Origin of the sequence: Kitasatospora sp. NPDC048296, from assembly GCF_043201815.1 — a bacterium.
Classification (GTDB): Bacteria; Actinomycetota; Actinomycetes; order Streptomycetales; family Streptomycetaceae; genus Kitasatospora.
Window position 1 is genome coordinate 81,935 of the sequence record NZ_JBICZB010000010.1, and the last position, 15,514, is coordinate 97,448.

The 15,514-nt window shown below is 72.7% G+C and carries 13 protein-coding genes; 2 read left to right on the top strand and 11 right to left on the bottom strand.

Annotation, left to right across the window (positions count from 1 at the left end):
* Nucleotides 1-22: 22 nt before the first annotated feature.
* Both ACGF12_RS09230 and ACGF12_RS09235 read right to left on the bottom strand, forming a co-directional pair.
* A complete protein-coding gene (locus ACGF12_RS09230; protein WP_393027505.1) occupies nt 23-1,216 on the bottom strand; it encodes a cytochrome P450 in 1,194 nt (397 codons plus the stop codon).
* Between the two features lie 209 nt (nt 1,217-1,425).
* Nucleotides 1,426-2,058: an FMN-dependent NADH-azoreductase gene (locus tag ACGF12_RS09235; RefSeq protein WP_393027507.1), complete on the bottom strand. Its 633-nt coding sequence runs from the start codon at nt 2,056-2,058 to the stop codon at nt 1,426-1,428.
* Nucleotides 2,059-2,738: 680 nt separating this feature from the next.
* On the opposite strand from ACGF12_RS09235, the gene ACGF12_RS09240 reads away from it, so the two are divergent.
* Nucleotides 2,739-3,968: a response regulator transcription factor gene (locus ACGF12_RS09240; protein ID WP_393027509.1), complete on the top strand. Its 1,230-nt coding sequence runs from the start codon at nt 2,739-2,741 to the stop codon at nt 3,966-3,968.
* A 256-nt stretch (nt 3,969-4,224) separates the two neighbouring features.
* Here ACGF12_RS09240 and ACGF12_RS09245 read toward each other — a convergent pair whose 3' ends face one another.
* The 5 genes from ACGF12_RS09245 to ACGF12_RS09265 all read right to left on the bottom strand — a co-directional run bounded on the left by ACGF12_RS09245 (nt 4,225) and on the right by ACGF12_RS09265 (nt 9,883).
* A complete protein-coding gene (locus ACGF12_RS09245) occupies nt 4,225-5,187 on the bottom strand; it encodes an NAD-dependent epimerase/dehydratase family protein (RefSeq protein ID WP_393027511.1) in 963 nt (320 codons plus the stop codon).
* Nucleotides 5,184-6,776 (bottom strand): class I adenylate-forming enzyme family protein, encoded by a 1,593-nt coding sequence (locus ACGF12_RS09250; RefSeq protein ID WP_393027513.1) that lies wholly within the window; start codon nt 6,774-6,776, stop codon nt 5,184-5,186. The genes ACGF12_RS09245 and ACGF12_RS09250 overlap by 4 nt, the downstream gene beginning before the upstream one ends.
* 80 nt (nt 6,777-6,856) lie before the next feature.
* Nucleotides 6,857-8,032: a cytochrome P450 gene (locus ACGF12_RS09255; protein WP_393027515.1), complete on the bottom strand. Its 1,176-nt coding sequence runs from the start codon at nt 8,030-8,032 to the stop codon at nt 6,857-6,859.
* Nucleotides 8,029-8,781 (bottom strand): glycosyltransferase family 2 protein, encoded by a 753-nt coding sequence (locus ACGF12_RS09260; RefSeq protein WP_393027517.1) that lies wholly within the window; start codon nt 8,779-8,781, stop codon nt 8,029-8,031. The genes ACGF12_RS09255 and ACGF12_RS09260 overlap by 4 nt, the downstream gene beginning before the upstream one ends.
* 58 nt (nt 8,782-8,839) lie before the next feature.
* On the bottom strand, nt 8,840-9,883 hold the full coding sequence (locus ACGF12_RS09265) for a 3-oxoacyl-ACP synthase III family protein (protein ID WP_393027603.1): 1,044 nt from the start codon (nt 9,881-9,883) through the stop codon (nt 8,840-8,842).
* Between the two features lie 113 nt (nt 9,884-9,996).
* On the opposite strand from ACGF12_RS09265, the gene ACGF12_RS09270 reads away from it, so the two are divergent.
* Nucleotides 9,997-11,178: a cytochrome P450 gene (locus ACGF12_RS09270; RefSeq protein ID WP_393027519.1), complete on the top strand. Its 1,182-nt coding sequence runs from the start codon at nt 9,997-9,999 to the stop codon at nt 11,176-11,178.
* 92 nt (nt 11,179-11,270) lie between these two features.
* Here the strand turns inward: ACGF12_RS09270 and ACGF12_RS09275 are convergent, their stop codons facing one another.
* From ACGF12_RS09275 to ACGF12_RS09290, 4 genes are all read right to left on the bottom strand, one after another.
* Nucleotides 11,271-12,107: a class I SAM-dependent methyltransferase gene (locus tag ACGF12_RS09275; RefSeq protein WP_393027521.1), complete on the bottom strand. Its 837-nt coding sequence runs from the start codon at nt 12,105-12,107 to the stop codon at nt 11,271-11,273.
* Between the two features lie 124 nt (nt 12,108-12,231).
* Nucleotides 12,232-13,026: a spermidine synthase gene (locus tag ACGF12_RS09280; RefSeq protein WP_393027605.1), complete on the bottom strand. Its 795-nt coding sequence runs from the start codon at nt 13,024-13,026 to the stop codon at nt 12,232-12,234.
* Between the two features lie 53 nt (nt 13,027-13,079).
* Nucleotides 13,080-14,051 (bottom strand): alpha/beta hydrolase, encoded by a 972-nt coding sequence (locus tag ACGF12_RS09285; protein ID WP_393027523.1) that lies wholly within the window; start codon nt 14,049-14,051, stop codon nt 13,080-13,082.
* A gap of 177 nt (nt 14,052-14,228) precedes the next feature.
* The gene (locus ACGF12_RS09290; RefSeq protein ID WP_393027525.1) at nt 14,229-15,485 is read right to left on the bottom strand and encodes an alpha/beta hydrolase family protein; all 1,257 of its coding nucleotides are present in this window, start codon (nt 15,483-15,485) and stop codon (nt 14,229-14,231) included.
* Nucleotides 15,486-15,514: the final 29 nt, after the last annotated feature.

A 15,514-nucleotide genomic window follows, 5' to 3' on the forward strand; every position in this document is an offset into this window, starting at 1 on the left:
AGCTCCTTCCGGAGGTCAGGGGTTACCAGGAGACGGGCAGACTCTTGACCGAGAACACGGACCCCTTGGTCCGCAGCGGAACCTCGTCCGCGGGAACGGCCAGCCGCAGGCCCGGGAAGGCCTCGATCAGGGCGAGAAGGCCGATCTTCAGCTGCAGCCGGGCCAGGTTCTGCCCCAGGCACTGGTGGACGCCGTAGCCGAAGGCGACGTGGCCGGCGGTGTCGCGGCCGAGGTCCAGGTCGGCGGGGCAGCCGAACTTGGCGGGGTCGCGGTTGGCCGCGGGCAGCGAGACCGTGACGGTCTCGCCCTTCTTCACCGTCTCGCCGCCGAGTTCGAGGTCCTCCAGCGCGGTGCGGAAGATCTCGTACTGGTTGACGGTGACGTAGCGCAGGATCTCCTCCACCGCCTCGTCGATCTTCGACGGGTCGGCCCGCAGGGCGGCCAGCTGCTCGGTGTGGTGCAGCAGCGCGAAGGTGCCCACGGCGAGCGCGCCCTCGGTGGTCTCGAAGCCCGCGAACAGCAGCAGCGCCGTGATGTTGCCGAGTTCCTCGTCGGTGAGCTCGCCGCTGGCGATCAGCCGGCTGATGATGTCGTCGCCCGGTTCGGCCTTCTTGCCCGCGATGATCTCGTGGATGAACGCGCCGACCTGCTGGAACGCCGCCATCGAGGCCTGCGCGTCGCCGAACGGGTCGTTCATCACGGCCGGGGCGTCGGCGAACCGGTCCCGCTCGCTGTACGGCAGGCCGATCAGCGGGGCGAGCACCCTGAGCACGAACGGCTTGGCGAACTCCTCCAGCAGGTCGGCGGAGCTGCCCCGGGAGCGCAGCTCGGCGATCTGCTCGGCGGCCGCGGCCTCGATCACCGGCGCCAGCCGGGCCACGCCGCGGCTGGTGAACTCCTTGGTCAGCAGCTTGCGGAAGCGGGTCTGCTCAGGCGGGTCCATGTGGATGAACATGCCCGGCATGGCCGGGAACTGCGGCACCGGGCCGCCGTACTTGGTGACCGGGAAGTGCCCGATCTCCAGGTTGTGGCTGAACCGGGGGTCGCCGAGCACCTGCCGGACCAGTTCGTGGCTGGTGGCGATCCAGCCGACGTGCCCGTCGGGGTAGGTCATCCGGGCCAGCGGACGCTCCCTGCGCAACTCCTCGAAGAGCGCGGGTGGTTCGAACTTGTCCGTGCGGGCCCAGGCGTCCTCGTACGAGATCGCTTCAGTCATGAAGCCCGTTCTCCGTTCCATCCGTATCGGGTCGGCCGTGCCCGTGCCGCAGTGCCCGAGCGGACGGCGCAGGGCCGCGGCACGGACTCGGTTCTGCTTCCGGAGCATGGGGTCGTGCCGCGGGGCGGCCGCGCCGCCCCGCCGGAGCGGTCCGGTGGGGCGGCGGGCCGTTGGCCCCGCGTATGGGGTGCGGCGGGTGCCGCGCTGACTCAGGCGGACAGCCGGGTCAGCGTCTCCTGAGCGGTCGCCAGGGACTTCTCACCCACCGGCTTGAGCGCTGCCATGGCCGGCACGATCGCGGCCAGGGTCAGCTCGGCGTGCGCGAAGGTCAGGTCGTCGGCGAGACCGATGGAGCTCAACACGGCCCGCAGGTAGGGCTCCTGGTAGTCCCAGCCCTCGCGCGGGGTGCCGGGCGCGTAGGAGCCGCCGCGGGCGGTGACCACGATGACCGACTTACCGCTGAGCGGACCGGACTCGGCGCCCGGCGGAACCATGTGGGCCGGGGTGACCAGGAGGTCGATCCACGCCTTGACACTGGACGGGATCGTGTAGTTGTACATCGGCACGCCCAGCAGGATCGTGTCGGCGGCCCGCACCTCGGCGGTCACGGCATCGGCCAGGGCCTTCTCCTCGGCCGTCTGTCCGTGGTCGCGGCTGGGGTCGAGCAGGTACTCGCGGACGGCATGGGTGATGTGCGGGATCGGCTCGGCGGACAGGTCGCGGTAGACGTAGTCGGCGCCGGGGTGGTTCTGCCGCCACTGGGTGGCGAAGTACGACGTCAGCTGTCGCGACGTGGAGCCGTCGGTCCTGATGCTCGCGTCGATGTGGAGAAGAGAAGGCACAGAAGACCTCTGATTTTACCGGGTGAAAGGACTGCCGACCTGACTGCGGAAGCACGGTGTCGGCTTCAGCGAGTCTAGGCAGGCTCGACCGCCGGCGGGCATCCCTCACCCTGGTAGCCCGGCCGGTGGCAGGCGGTGCCCGTTCGGGCATCGCCCGCACCGCATGGTGGCGGGGGGTCCGAACGGGCACTCACTGCACACTTTCGGCCTACTTTCCGGCCATCATGCTCCGGCCAACCGGACGCACGGCGGGCGGCAGCGGGGCGCAAAATCGGGGCGCGCGCCGAGAACAGTACGGATGACCGGATTCCGCTCTCCAGAAAAACTCGCCAACTCACCAAGTTTTCCAGCGAGTTAACTTTCCGTCAGAACACTGTTCGCCCCGCGCGCACGCTCCTTGAGCTGCTTGACAGACTCAAGTCCCAATCGCAACCTGAAATGACCTCTGAACAGCCCGCACGACGGAATGTCACCCGACCCACACCAGGGAACAACCGGGCGACGGACCGCATTCACCCGCTTGCGGCCGTCGCCAAGCATCACCCGGTTTCGATTCGGAGTCTAGAGTGTCACTTCAGACAACTACCGTCCCCGGCCCCTCTCTTGGGGCGTCGAATGAAGTACATCGAATACTCGCGGCATCCGTTCAGTCCTGGCTCGACGGCCAGTTGGGAAAGAGCATGAGCCTCGCCGCCAGCGCCGCGGCGAAGGAGGCCACCGGCCCCCGGAGGAGTGACACTCCGAGGGCGAAGCTCTGGTACGCGACCCTGCTGACCCGGACCCGAGGTCTGGCGTCAGCCACCAGGATGTTAACTGGCGCGACATCACTTGCCTACGCCTCGGACAAACTTGACGGGCAGCCCCACGCCCTGATCTGCCGTGCGGAGGCCGATCTGGCCCGCGGCGACCTGGACGCGGCGACCAGCGCGGCCGAGGCCGGCCTGCTGCTGGCCCACCAGCTCGGCGACCGCCGGCCGGTGTCCAGCGGGAACCTGGTGATGACGGTCAGCGCCACCCGCCGACTGGACACCGCCACCAGCATCCGCTACGCCAACGACCTGCGGAACAACGCCCTGATGGGCCACTCCAAGCTGATGCCCGGGCAGTGCGTCTGGGCGGTCACCCAGGCCCTGGAGGCGCGGGACGGTCCGGCCAGCGTCGCCAGCCTGATCAGCGACCTGACCATGGACGAGGCGATGACCAGGGAACTGCTGGTCTCGCAACCGGCCGCCGCCGCCTGGCTGGTCCGCACCTCGCAGCAGCTGGACGACGAGGGCATCGCCCTGCGCATCGTCTCTCTGGTCGATCGGCTGAGCGCCCACAACCGCACCTTCCGAATGATCCAGGCCTCCTCCGCGCACGCCAAGGGCCTGCACGAGAAGAACGCCGACGCCTTGGAACGGGCCTCGGCGCTGCACCTGGACGGCTGGGCGAGCGCCTCCGCCCTGGAGGACGCGAGCGCGGTGCGGATCACCCGCCGCCCCGAGCAGGACCGGGCGGCCGACCTGCTCAAGCGGGCCGCGCACGGCTACAACGCCGTCGGGGCCCGGCGCGACGCCCTCCGGGTGGCCAGCAAGCTCCGCGAGCTGGAAGGCAACGGCGGCCGGGTCCCGCTCGGCGCCGGCCGTGTGCGCAGCACGGTGAACCAGCTGACCGACACCGAGTACACGGTCGCCGAACTGGTCAGCCAGGGCCTCACCAACGGGCGGGTGGCCCGCCAACTCTTCATCTCCCCGCACACCGTGGCGTTCCATCTGAAGAAGATCTTCCGCAAACTCGACGTCTCCTCGCGGGTCGAACTGGCCACCACCTGGAACCGCCGCCCGGAGGAACCGGCCGCAGCCGTCACCCCGGAGGACTGCCGCCCGCTCCGGGCCGCCGCCGCGGGCCGGACCAGAGTCCCGGTGTGAGACGGGCCGGGCTCGGCGTCCGGTCGGCAGTCCTCGGGGCGGGGGACGGGTGCACCCGTCCCCCGCCCCGAGGACTGCACCGCGCCGCCGCCGGCCGACACCCGCCCGACCTCCGTCCAGTGCCAGCGAGGCGCCCGGGAACCGCTCGGCGCAGCCCGCGATCAACGCCCGTCCCTAGGTGGGCTGGAGAGACATCAACAGACCTTGGGTGACTCCCAGGAGCTGATCGTGCCGATCCACCTGCGGGGAGTCCGCGTCAGTTCCGGTGCAGGGCAGGCCTCAGGTCCGTCGGCGCCGGCCGGTAGTCCAGGTGGGTTCGGGCAGCCGTGAGATCGAGGGTGCGTTCGTGGGCCAGGTGGCGGACGGCGTAGACGGTCAGGCGGGGGCGACGGGCGGATCGGGCGGTCCGGGTCAGGAGTTCGGCGGTGCGGGCCAGCGGGAGGGCGAGGGCCAGCGGGAGGTAGACCGGTGCGGCCGGGAGGTTGTGGGCCGTCAGGACCTGGCGCAGCACGTCGTCCAGCACGACCGGCTCCCGGTCGGTGACGTTGAAGGTGCCGGAGGAACGGCCCTCAGCGGCGAGCAGGCAGGCGTCGACCAGGTTCGCCACGCTGGTCAGGCTCAGCCGCTGCCTGCCGTCGCCGATCGCGAACAGCCTTGGCCCGAAAGGCGTTTGGCGCACCGCCTGGAGGACGCGCGGCAGCAGTGTGGTGTCCCCGGGACCGTACACGGCGTGCGGCCGCAGGATCACCGCCTCCGGCCGGACCCGGCGCACCCACTCCTCCGCCAGTGCCTTGGAGCGCCCGTAGGCGTCGGTGTGGCGGACCGCGTCGGCCTCGTCCTCCCGGGCCATGACGGTCGGCCGGCGCGGGTCGTAGACGCTCGCGGTCGACAGGTGCACGAAGCGCGCCGCCTCGGGGAACGCGGCCAGCGCGCCCCTGGTGGTCAGCACGTTGCCGCGGTGGAACGCCTCGGGGCGGGCCCAGTCAGTCGCCAGGCCCGCGCAGTGGATCACCGCGTCAGGGCGGGTGAACGGGGCCGGGAGGGCTGGCCGGACCGCGGGGTCCGCCAAGTCCCAGGAGAGATAGGGGGCGCCACCGATCAGGTCGGCGGGGACGGTGCGGCGCCGCCCCAACGCCAGCACCTGGTGCCCGGCGGCCCGCGCCGTGCGGCACAGGGCACTGCCGACGAAGCCGCTGGCCCCGGTGACGACGACGATCACGACGCCTCCTTCGTGACCAGCGCGCGGAGTTGTTCGCGGTCGGGTTTCTCGGTCCGGCCCCGCCGGGGGATCGCCGCAAGGCAGTGGATCCGGTCCGGCAGTGCCGCGTGGTCGATCGTGCGGGGCAGTTCGCGGTACAGGGAGCGGAGCAGTTCCGGTTCCGGCACCGAGCCGTCCGGGCGCACGGCCAACACCACCGCCTCGTCGGCGGTCACCCGGTCGGGGACGCCCACGATGACGGCCTCGGCGATGCCCGGGAGGGCGGCTATCGCGGGTTCGTACAGGCCCGGGTAGAGGTTGAAGGAGCCGCGGATCAGCATGTCCTTGGTCCGGCCGAGCAGCACGATCCGGCCATCGGCATCGATCCGGGCCCGGTCACCGGTGTTGAGCTCGCCGATCGGCCCGTCGCCGAGGTAGCCGGTCGCCAGGTGGGCGCCACGCAGCAGGAGTTCACCCGCTTCGTTGAGGCGCGCCGTGACTCCGGGCAGGGGGTGGCCGGCCAGGTCGCCGTGGGGTGCGTGGTCGAGCTTCTCCTCGGCCTCGGTCACGGCGATCGGCAGCATCTCGGTCGCGCCGTAGATCACCGCGATCCGGGCCGAGGGGAGCGCGGTCCGCAGGCGGCGCAGGATCGGGGGTGGCACGGGAGCGGCGCCGAGCAGCACCGTGCCCAGGGTGTCCGGGAGTTGGCCGGCGGCGAGCAGGCGGGCCAGGGCGGCCGGGGTGCCGAAGGTGTGGGTGGCCCGGCGACGCCGCAGGTCCCGCAGGAACCGCTTCGGACGCACCGGGAGCGGCGCCGCCGACCAGGTGGCGCCGGCGGCGAGGAAGGCGAAGGCGATCATCAGCTGCTCGGAGTGCACGACCACAGGGCCGGGGGCGGCTGGCAGGCCCAGGCTTTCGCCGAGCAGGTCGGCGCCGGCGAGCAGCGTGGCCTGACTGTGCACGACCGCGCGAGGGCGAGCGGTCGTGCCGGAGGTGAACACGACCAGGGCCGGACGGTCCGGGTCCCCCGCGGGCGCGGGTGCCGGTGCCGGTGTGGGCGCGGGCGCGGGCGCGGGCGCGGGCGCGGTACGTGCCAGGGTGGCGGCGGAGAGCGCGTTCGCGGGCACGCCCGGGAGCCGCGGGCCGGTGTGGACCAAGCGCAGGGTCGGGTCGGAGAGCGCGGGCAGGTTCAGACCCAGGCGGCGCAGCAGCGTGCGTCCCGCCTTGCGGGCGGAGAGCGCGCAGAGCCAGGACTCGGCAGCCAACCAACGCGGCGCGGCGAGACGCTCGGCGACGAGCCGCCCGCGCGCGGCGTCGAGCTCGGCACCCGCACCCGGGTCGGCCACCACCACGGCGGCGCCGACCGCCATGACGGCCAGACCGAGTACCAGGGCGTCCCGGCCGGGGCGGACCGCGAACAGCACCGTGTCACCGGCGGACATGCCCACGGCGCGCAGCCCGCTCGCGGTGGTGGCGATCCGCTGGGCGAGTTCGGCGTAGGTGAGTGCGCCGTGCGCGTCGAGCAGGGCGACCGCATCAGGCGTCCGGCGCGCATGCTCCGCGATCCGCCCGACCACCCCGGCGGCGCCGCGGTCCGGCGCGCCACTCACGAGGCGGTGATCGCGGTCACCGCGGTCATGGCGGTCACCGCCATCCTCGTGTGCTCCGCGCATCTCCGCATACTCGCCACTCATCCGCCCGCCACCTCCAGCCTCGCGTACGTCGGTATCAGCACCCGCCGCTTGACCCGTCGCCGCACGATTCGCTCCGCCCCCGCCGTCAGCACCGCCTGCATCAGCACCCGTATCTCGGCCAGCGCGAGCGGCGCACCGATGCAGTAGTGCGACCCGGCCCCGAACCACAGGCGCTTGGGATCGTGCGCCGGGCACCGGCCCAAGGCCGCCGCCCGGTCGAACGGCCCCGCCGCCAGGTCGCACCTTGCCGTGGCGATGAGCACCCGGTCCCCCTCGCGCACCGTCGTCGCGCCCAGCACGCCCGGCCGCGCGGCCCGGCGCAGCATCGCCGGGCTCGGGGTGATCAGCCGCATCGCCTCGTCGATCGCCCCGTCGATCGCCGCGCCGCCCGTCTCCAGGTCGGCCCGCAGCGCAGGCAGCAGCCCGGAGTCGTGCCAGAGCGCGAAGACCCGGGGCACCGTGGTCGCCACCGTCTCCGTTCCGGTGAGCAGGAACGCCGCTGCCAGCCCGAGCGCCTGTTCCCGGTCGAGCCCGTAGCCGCGCAGGCGCCCCATCATCGAGCCTGCCTCCGCCCGGTCGTAGGCTTCGCCCGCCGCCGCCACCAGGCCGGCCAACACGCCCTTTGCTCGTGCCACTTGACGTTGTGTCAGCTGTGTGGTCCGCAGTCCGACCATCCGCACGATCCGCTCGCCCCGCTCGAACACCTCCGCGCCCGCGGCGTCGGGTACCCCCAGCAGCTCGCCGATCACCGTGCCGGCCGCCGTCCTGGTGAGTGCGACCAGGTCCACCGCGCCGCCCGCACCCAGCCGGTCGGTGGCCTCGCTCAGCACCGGTCCGAGCACCCGGGTGCACAACTCCATGGCCTGGGACCGGGTGAACAGGCCGCTCAGCGCGGCCCGCAGTCGTCGGTGTTCCTCGCCCTCCATGTTCAGCAGCACGGCGGGCCCCAGAATCGGCGTCCACAGCGCACCGGAGGAGCCGGGCCCGTCCTTGCGGAACCCCTCGTGGTCGAGCAGTACCTGCCGGGCCAGCTCCGGATCGCTGACCACGACCCCGATCCCCGGCACCCGCACGGCGGGTCCGCGCCGGGCCACGGCGGCGATGAACGGGTACGCCAACGGGTGGGCGGCCAGCTGCACCCGTTGCTCCCAGACCTGTTCCTGACGTTTCATCGGATGTCGACCACATCCGGCCGGTACCGGTGGTCCGCGTACCAGGCCAGCGTGTTGCGCAGTCCGAACGCGCGCAGCCGCCGCACCGAGCCGTAGACCTTCATGCCCGGGACCTGCCCGTAAGCGGTGGTGAGCTTGCGCACCTGGTTCACCAGGGCGCGGTCCTCGTGCACTTCCTCGATCGCGGTGCGCGGGAAGCCGCCGCAGCGTTGGTAGAGGTCGGCGGTGATGGCCAGGTTGCAGCCGGGGCACATCAGGTACGGGCCGAGGTACTGCGGGTCCCGGTTGCCGGGCCGGAACCTGCCGAACCGAGCCGCCAACGCGACCACCGCCGGTAGCAGCCGGCTCTCCCACAGCTTGAGCGCGAACTCGTCAGTGCGCGGCTGCAGTTGACCGGTTACCAGTTCCAGCCCGCCGGCCAGGCCGCGGCGTACGGCTGCCGTCCAGCCGGGTACCGGGAGGCAGTCGGCGTCGGTGCGGGCCAGGTACCGGGCGCCGGCCTCGATCGCGAACCGCATCCCGGTGTCCGCCGCCGCGCCGGTGCCCTTGCGCGCCTCGGTGATCAGGTGCAGCGGGAAGCCGGCGGTGACCGCGAACTCCCGGACCACCTCGGCGGTCCGGTCGGTCGAGGTGTTGTCCACCACCACACACTCGAAGTCCGCGTCGGTCTGCTCCGCCAGCGCGCGCAGCGTGGCCGGCAGCGAGACTTCCTCGTTGTAGGCCGGCACGACCACCCACAGGTCGGTCACTGGTGTTCCCTCACAATCGAGCTCACGATGGCGCTCACGGTCGAGCTCACGATCGGACTCACAGCTGCGCGAAGACGACGCCGAGCGAGACCCCGCCGGCCAGGCCGATCAGCGCCACCCGGTCGCCCGGCCCGCAGCGGCCCTGCTCCAACGCCCGGGCGAGTTGGAACGGCAGCGAGGCCGAGGCGAGGTTGCCGTGCTCGGGCAGCACCGGCACCAGCGACCCGGCGGTCAGGCCGGTCCTGCGCAGGAACGCCTCCAGCAGTGGCACGGTCACCTGGTGCACCGCCACCACCGCGAAGTCCGCCCAGGTCAGGCCGTGTTCGGCTAGCGCTTGGTGGATCAGCTCGGGGCCGAGCGCCTCGAAAGCCGCGTGCAGCCGCGCGCCGTCCATCCGGAAGTAGGTCGCCTCCGGGTCCCGCGGGTACGCGGTGCCGCCGCCGGGCAGGGTCCCGACCTCCCAGGCCGAGGAGTCCGCGGTGAAGGCCCGGTGGAAGATCCCGTCCGGCGCCGCTCCCGCCTCCACCAGCACGGCCGCGCCACTGTCGGACAAGGTGTAGCCGGGGAACGACTCGGCGAACTGGCTCCGGTCCCGGACCGACCAGCGGATCGCCCTCGACGGCAGCTCCCCCGTGCAGACCAGGACCCTGCGGTACTGCCCGCCGGCGATCAGCGCCTCGGCGACCTGGATCCCGTTGAGCACGCTGTTGCAGGCGTTCTTCACGTCGAACACTGGGCAGCGCGCCCCGAGCTTCGAAGCCAGGATGTGCGCGGTAGCGGGCTCGACCATGTCCTGCGAGGCGCTGGCGAAGATCAGCAGGTCGATGTCCCGCGCGTCAAGGCCGACGTTGGCCAGCAGTTTCCGGGCGGCTGCCGCGGCCAGGTCGGAGGCCTGCCAGCCGTCGGGGGCGACGTGCCGCATGGCGATTCCGGTGACCGCCTCGATCAGCCCGGGGCGCGGCCGGTAGGGGCCGCTGTCGGCGATCCGCTGCTCCACCTCGCGTGAGGTGAGCGATTCCTCCGGCAGGTGCACCGCCACCGCGGCGATCACCGCGCGCGCCCCGCCGCCTTGCCCGACCAACTGTCCGCTGCCCCCCGACACTGCGCTCAAGCCTCACCCGAGCTCCCCGATCATCCGACGATCTTATAGCCCAACCTGCCGCGATACGGTTTCTCGCACGGACATTCGATGTGACGATGGGGGCGGCGATGGGCATGACAACGGCAGAACGGCACGAGAGCAGACTGCTGTGGGCCAGCCGGCCCGCCCTGTGGACGCTGACCAGGATCGCCATGGCACGGCCCTTCGGACCGATCCGGCGAGTACCCCGACTGGGCTGGGTGGCGAGCGAACCCACCTTGATCCGGGCCGTGCTCAACGACCACGAGCACTTCACCCTCCTCGGCGAGGGCGGTGTGGGCCACCTGTGGGAGCAGATCCTCGGACCGTACGTCACCCGGCTCTTCGACGGCGCCGGCCACGCGGACCTGCGCCGACGCGCGCGGGACCTGTTCACCGAGGAGAACTCCGCCGCCCTGGTCGAGCGGGCCGCCGGGCCGGTCTACGCCGATGTCACGGCGCGCCTCGCCGCCGGGGACCAGGTCGACGTGGCCGCGGCCGCCCGGCTCGTCGTCGGCCGCCTGATGGCCGACCTGCTGGGCCTCCAACTCCCGCCGGACAGCCCGGACTCCACGTACCTGGAAACGTTCGCTGCCGGCGAGCGGCTGGCCGCGCTGGCGCTCGACACGGCTGCCTCGACCGAGCTGCCGCCGGAGCGGATCGAAGCCGCCAAGGAGATCGTCAGGTCACTGACCAGCGGCGTCCCGGCGGCGTACGCCGGCGCCGAACCCGACACCCTGCTCGGCCGCTGTCGCGAGGCCGGAATCACGCTGGAGGAGGCCGGCGGCCTTGCCTCGCTGCTGCTCGTCGCGGGCACCGAGACCGCGGCCAGCGCGATGGCCCGCACGGTCGCGCTCATCCACGACACCGGGCAGCAGGAACCGCTGCTCGCCGACCCCGAGCTGATCCGCGACGCGGTCCGCGAGGGACTGCGGGTGACCACGCCCGCGCCGGTGATCGGACGGCACGTCAGCGCGGACGTCACCGTGGCCGGCCGCCGGCTGCGCAGGGACGAGCGGATCCTGCTCGTCACCTACGCGGCCGACAACCTGGCCGGCGGCTTCGACCTGGCCCGACCGTACGACCCGCGCTCGCGCCAGCTCTGGTTCGGCGCCGGTCGGCACCTGTGCCTGGGCGCGCCCGTCGCACGGGCCGAGATCGCCCGGATGGTCGAGGCGGTCCGCGCCGCGGGACGCCCGTACCGCATCGTCTCGCGCAGCTACGCCCGGAAGGTGATGATCCCCTCCTACGCCTCGCTCGTCGTCGAGCTGGACTGACGGAGTGCCGGCCGACGGCCGGACCGGAGGCGAGCGTCAACAAGTGCTGCTGCTCTTGGCGGACCCGCGCGCGGCGGCCCGCCGCCCACCGTCTATGACCGTTCGGGCTGCCCGGCGAACTCCAGGACGGTGACCGAGGGACGACGGTTGGCCACCAGCGGGACGGTGAGCGCGAGCGGTAGCAGTTCGCCGAGCAGCCCACGCCCGCCGACCGGCCGGACGTCCCGCACCGTGGCGATCGCCGGACTGGCGGTGCGGAGCTTGTCGCGCTCGCCCGCGTCCATCGCCCACGGCATCGGCGGCGGCTGGTAGCCGTGGGCACGCAGCTTCCCGTTCAGGGTGAGTCGGCTGAACCAGCGTGGCACGGTGTCCAGCACGAGCGAGCCACCCGGGAACCGATCCGCGCAGCCGGCGATCAGGGATCTCACCCGGGCCGGCGGAAGATACATCAACAATCCCTGTGCGCTGAGCAATACCTCACGGTTGCGGTCCACCTCGTCGGCCCACCCCAGTTCGGTGGCGTCGGCGGCCAGGTAGCGCTGGCGCGGGCCGGGCGGCAACAGCTCCTCGCGCAGCGCCACCGACTCCGGCAGGTCCACGCTCAGCCAGCGGGCCCGCCCGTTGTCGACCCGCCAGTACTGGGTCTCCAGGCCCTCACCCAGACAGACCACGGTGCCGCGCGGCTCCCGGGCCAGGAAGTCGGCCACCTCCCGGTCGAAGCAGGCCGCGCGCAGGGCCTGGAGCTGGGCCTGGCTGCCACTGGTGCCGAACCGCTCGGCGAAGGGGTAGTCGATCCGGTCGACCAACTCCACCGCCTTCGGGTCGTGCAGCAGCCCGTCCGACCGCCGGGCCTCCACCGCCCGGTACCACAGCGTCCACAGCGCCGTCTCCGGCACCTGCCCCAACTCGGGCCGCTCCCCGCCGCTCATCGCTCACTCCCTCCAACGTGCACCACACTCCGGCATGAACCCGCCGATTCTGACACCCCGGGCGCGGCGGGGCACGGGCCGACGCGCGGCGCGTCCCGTGCCCCGCCCGTGCCCCGCCCGTGCCTCAGCCGATGCTGAAGGCGCCGTCCGGCGGGGGCGGGGAGTCGGTGGCGTTCGCGTCCGTGACCGGGGCGGTACGACCGACCAGGGCGGAGAGGTCCTCGCCCTCGGTGAGGCGGGCCGGGAAGATGTCACCCGCCAGCAGCCGGCTCAGCTCCGTCACCGGCAGCGGCGCCGTCGAACCGGCCAGCAGGATGTTGCCGTACCGGCGCCCGCGCAGCACCGGGGCCTCCGCGACCAGGCAGACGTACGGGAACACCGACCGCACCGTCGCCGCCTGCGCCCTGGCGAAGGCCAGCGGCGGACCGTCCGCCAGGTTGGCGGCGTAGCAGCCGCCCTCGCGCAGCGCGCTCGCGGCCAGCCGCAGGAACTCCACCGAGGTCAGGTGCGCCGGGGTACGGGAACCGTGGAAGACGTCCGCGATCACCAGGTCCTGGCTGCCCGCCGACGTCGCGGCCAGCGCCTCCCGGGCGTCGCCGACCGTCGCGGTGATGTCCGCCCCGGGCCCCTGCCAGGGCAGGTGCTCGGCGACCAGCTCCAGCAGCGGCCCGTCCACCTCCACCACCCGCTGCCGCGAACCGGGCCGGGTCGCGGCCAGGTAGCGCGGCAGCGTCAGCGCGCCCCCGCCGAGGTGCAGCACGTCCAGCGGCCGCCCGGCGGGCGCGAGGGCGTCGGCGAGGTGGCCGAGCCTGCGGGTGTACTCGAACTCCAGGTGCGTCGGATCGGCGAGGTCGACGTACGACTGCGGAGTGCCGTCCAGGGTGAGCAGCCAGCCGCCGTCCCGGTCGATGTCCGGCATCAGCTTGGCGAAGCCGAGGTCGGTCCGCCGCCCGACCGGCACCGGCTCCTCCGTCACGCGTTCTCCCCCACCGGCTGCACGTCCAGGTACGTGGCCAGCCAGCGGTCCAGCTCGGCGAACACCTGGGTCCGGGCCGCCTCACCGGAGAGCACCAGGTCGTGCATGCCGCCCTTGATCCGCACGACCGTCACGTGCCGGCCCAGCCGCGGCCCCTCGGCGGCGATGTCGTCGGCGCGCAGCACGGCGTCGGCATGGTGCAGGGCGGTGTGCCACTTGGTGGTGGAGATCGACCGCGTCGAGGCCATCAGCAGCACCGGCACGTCGATTCCGAGCCCGCGCCGCAGCTGCCGGTGCCCCTGGTGGATCGCGGACAGCCAGCCCGCGTACAGCGGGAAGCTCTCGGGGCGCTTGAGGGTCAGGTCGAAGTCCCACTCACCCTGGTGGTCCTTGTGCAGGCTGTGGGTGTAGTGCGGGTTGAGCGCGGAGGGCAGCACCCGGTTCGGCGCCAGCTTCCCGAGCGCCGTCACCACCGGGCCCCCGGCGGTCCGGACGGCCGGCCCGGCCGGCATCGACAGGAACGGGCTGTTCAGGAACAGCCCGTCCACCACCCCCTGACCCGCCCGTCGGCCCGCCCACAGGGCGGCCACCAGCCCGCCGGTGGAGTGCCCGTTCACCAGCAGCTGCCGGTGCCCGTCCATCTCCCGGATGATCCGCACCGCCTCGTCGATCTCCTCGTCGTACTCGGCGAGGTCCCGGACGAAGTTCGGCGACTGGTGCGGCCGCAGGGAGCGGCCGTACTTGCGCAGGTCGAGGGCGTAGAAGGAGAAGCCGAGGTCGGTGTAGTGGTCCGCCAGATTGGTTTGGAAGAAGTAGTCGTTGTACCCGTGGATGTAGAGGACGGCCCGGTCCGCCCCCGGCACCACCCGGCGCACCAGGGTCGCGCAGACGGCGCCCTCGTCATCGGCCCGCAGCGTCAGCTCGGCCGCCTCGTAGGGGGCACCGAGGATGTCTTCCCGAAACTCCATCTGCCCTGAACCCGTCCCTCTGCTCCGCCCGCCCGTTACGGCAGGTGACCACCCGTTCCGAGCCACGACGATACCGGCCGGTAGGGGCGGAGCGCTCGGCGGCGGGGTCGCGTGCGGAGCTTGCCCCTCCGGTTCGGCCGGGATCCGCCGGGATCCGCCCGCCATTCCTGCCCGTTCCTAGCGCCGCGCCAGCCACGTCGCGATGTCGTCGACCACCGCCGGCTCGACGTGCCCCGGTCGCGCGTACTCGGCCGGAGTGGAGCGGCCACTGCCGGAGAAGAAGAGATGATTGGAATCCTGGTGGATCCGGATGACCGCCTCGGAGCGGTCCCCCAGGACTGCCTGCCAGCGCGTCAGGTCGTCGGCAACGGTGACCTGGTAGTCCCGCCCGCCCTGCAGGATCAGCATCGGGCAGGTCAGCCCGGCTGCCGTGAACACCGGGTCGTACGCGCGCAGGTCGAGCCAGTAGGGGGCAGTGAGCCCGAGCGGCAGCAGATCCGACGGCGTGTCCGGCGTGAGGTCGGAGCCGGCCACCAGTGCGGCCTGCCGGGTCAGCGCCGCCACCGCCTCGTCCGCGCCCGGGGAGGGAGCGAGCGCCGCGAGATGGCGGGCGACCCGGACGACCGCCTCGTGCATCGGCTGGGCATCTGCGGCGAGCAGCACCAGCCCGGCGATCGACGGGTCGGCGGCGGCGATCCGGGGCGCCACCTTGCCCCCCATGCTGTGGCCGAGCAGGTGGATCCGGTCCGGGGCCACCCCGGGCTGTTGCCGGAGCAGTCGGACGGCGGCGAGCGCGTGCGGCAGGTACTCGTCGGCCATCGTGAAGTCCGGCGGCAGACGGTCCGGGTGGGCGAAGGTCACCTTGTCGAAGCGCAGCACCGCCACCTGTCGGGTGGCGAGCCCCCAGGCGAGGTCCTTGAGCGGCTTGTTGGGGCCGCTGCTCTCGTCCCGGTCGAACGCACCGCCGCCGCTGAGCAGCACGGCGGCGGGCCACGGCCCGGGGCCGACGGGCAGGCTCAGCGTCCCGGGCACGGCGAGCGCACCGGTGCCGAGCAGGACGTCCCGCTCGGTGAACCGGTCCGGATCCGCGTAGTGCGGCGGCTGCCACTCCGCGCCGTCCTCCGGGGCGAGCCGCAGACCGTGCAGCAGGCCGTCACCACCGACCGACGTGACCACGGTGAAGCCACCGTCCGCACATGTCACGGGGATGCGCACGCGCACCGGATCGGTCTCCTCGGCCTCGATCACCGGCTCCCCGATCGCCGTGATCCCGCCTCGCCCGGCAGCCTCGGCCGCCCACGCGAGCCGCAGCGCATCGGCGTTGACCGCAGCGCGCAGCGGTGCCGCGAACCGCTCGACGATCTCGGCGAACGACTCCGTCCGCAGCAGTGCGGCGAAGCCCCCCGCGACCTCCAGCGCCCTTCCCCCATCCATTCTCATACTTGCGAACAGTAGCAGCCATG

Coding starts and splice junctions, on each gene's coding strand:
- ACGF12_RS09230 (WP_393027505.1), bottom strand. CDS start 1,216: ATGACTGAAGCGATCTCGTACGAGGACGCCTGGGCCCGCACGGACAAG.
- ACGF12_RS09240 (WP_393027509.1), top strand. CDS start 2,739: ATGAGCCTCGCCGCCAGCGCCGCGGCGAAGGAGGCCACCGGCCCCCGG.
- ACGF12_RS09255 (WP_393027515.1), bottom strand. CDS start 8,032: ATGAAACGTCAGGAACAGGTCTGGGAGCAACGGGTGCAGCTGGCCGCC.
- ACGF12_RS09270 (WP_393027519.1), top strand. CDS start 9,997: ATGACAACGGCAGAACGGCACGAGAGCAGACTGCTGTGGGCCAGCCGG.
- ACGF12_RS09275 (WP_393027521.1), bottom strand. CDS start 12,107: ATGAGCGGCGGGGAGCGGCCCGAGTTGGGGCAGGTGCCGGAGACGGCG.
- ACGF12_RS09280 (WP_393027605.1), bottom strand. CDS start 13,026: ATGCCGGACATCGACCGGGACGGCGGCTGGCTGCTCACCCTGGACGGC.
- ACGF12_RS09285 (WP_393027523.1), bottom strand. CDS start 14,051: ATGGAGTTTCGGGAAGACATCCTCGGTGCCCCCTACGAGGCGGCCGAG.
- ACGF12_RS09290 (WP_393027525.1), bottom strand. CDS start 15,485: ATGGATGGGGGAAGGGCGCTGGAGGTCGCGGGGGGCTTCGCCGCACTG.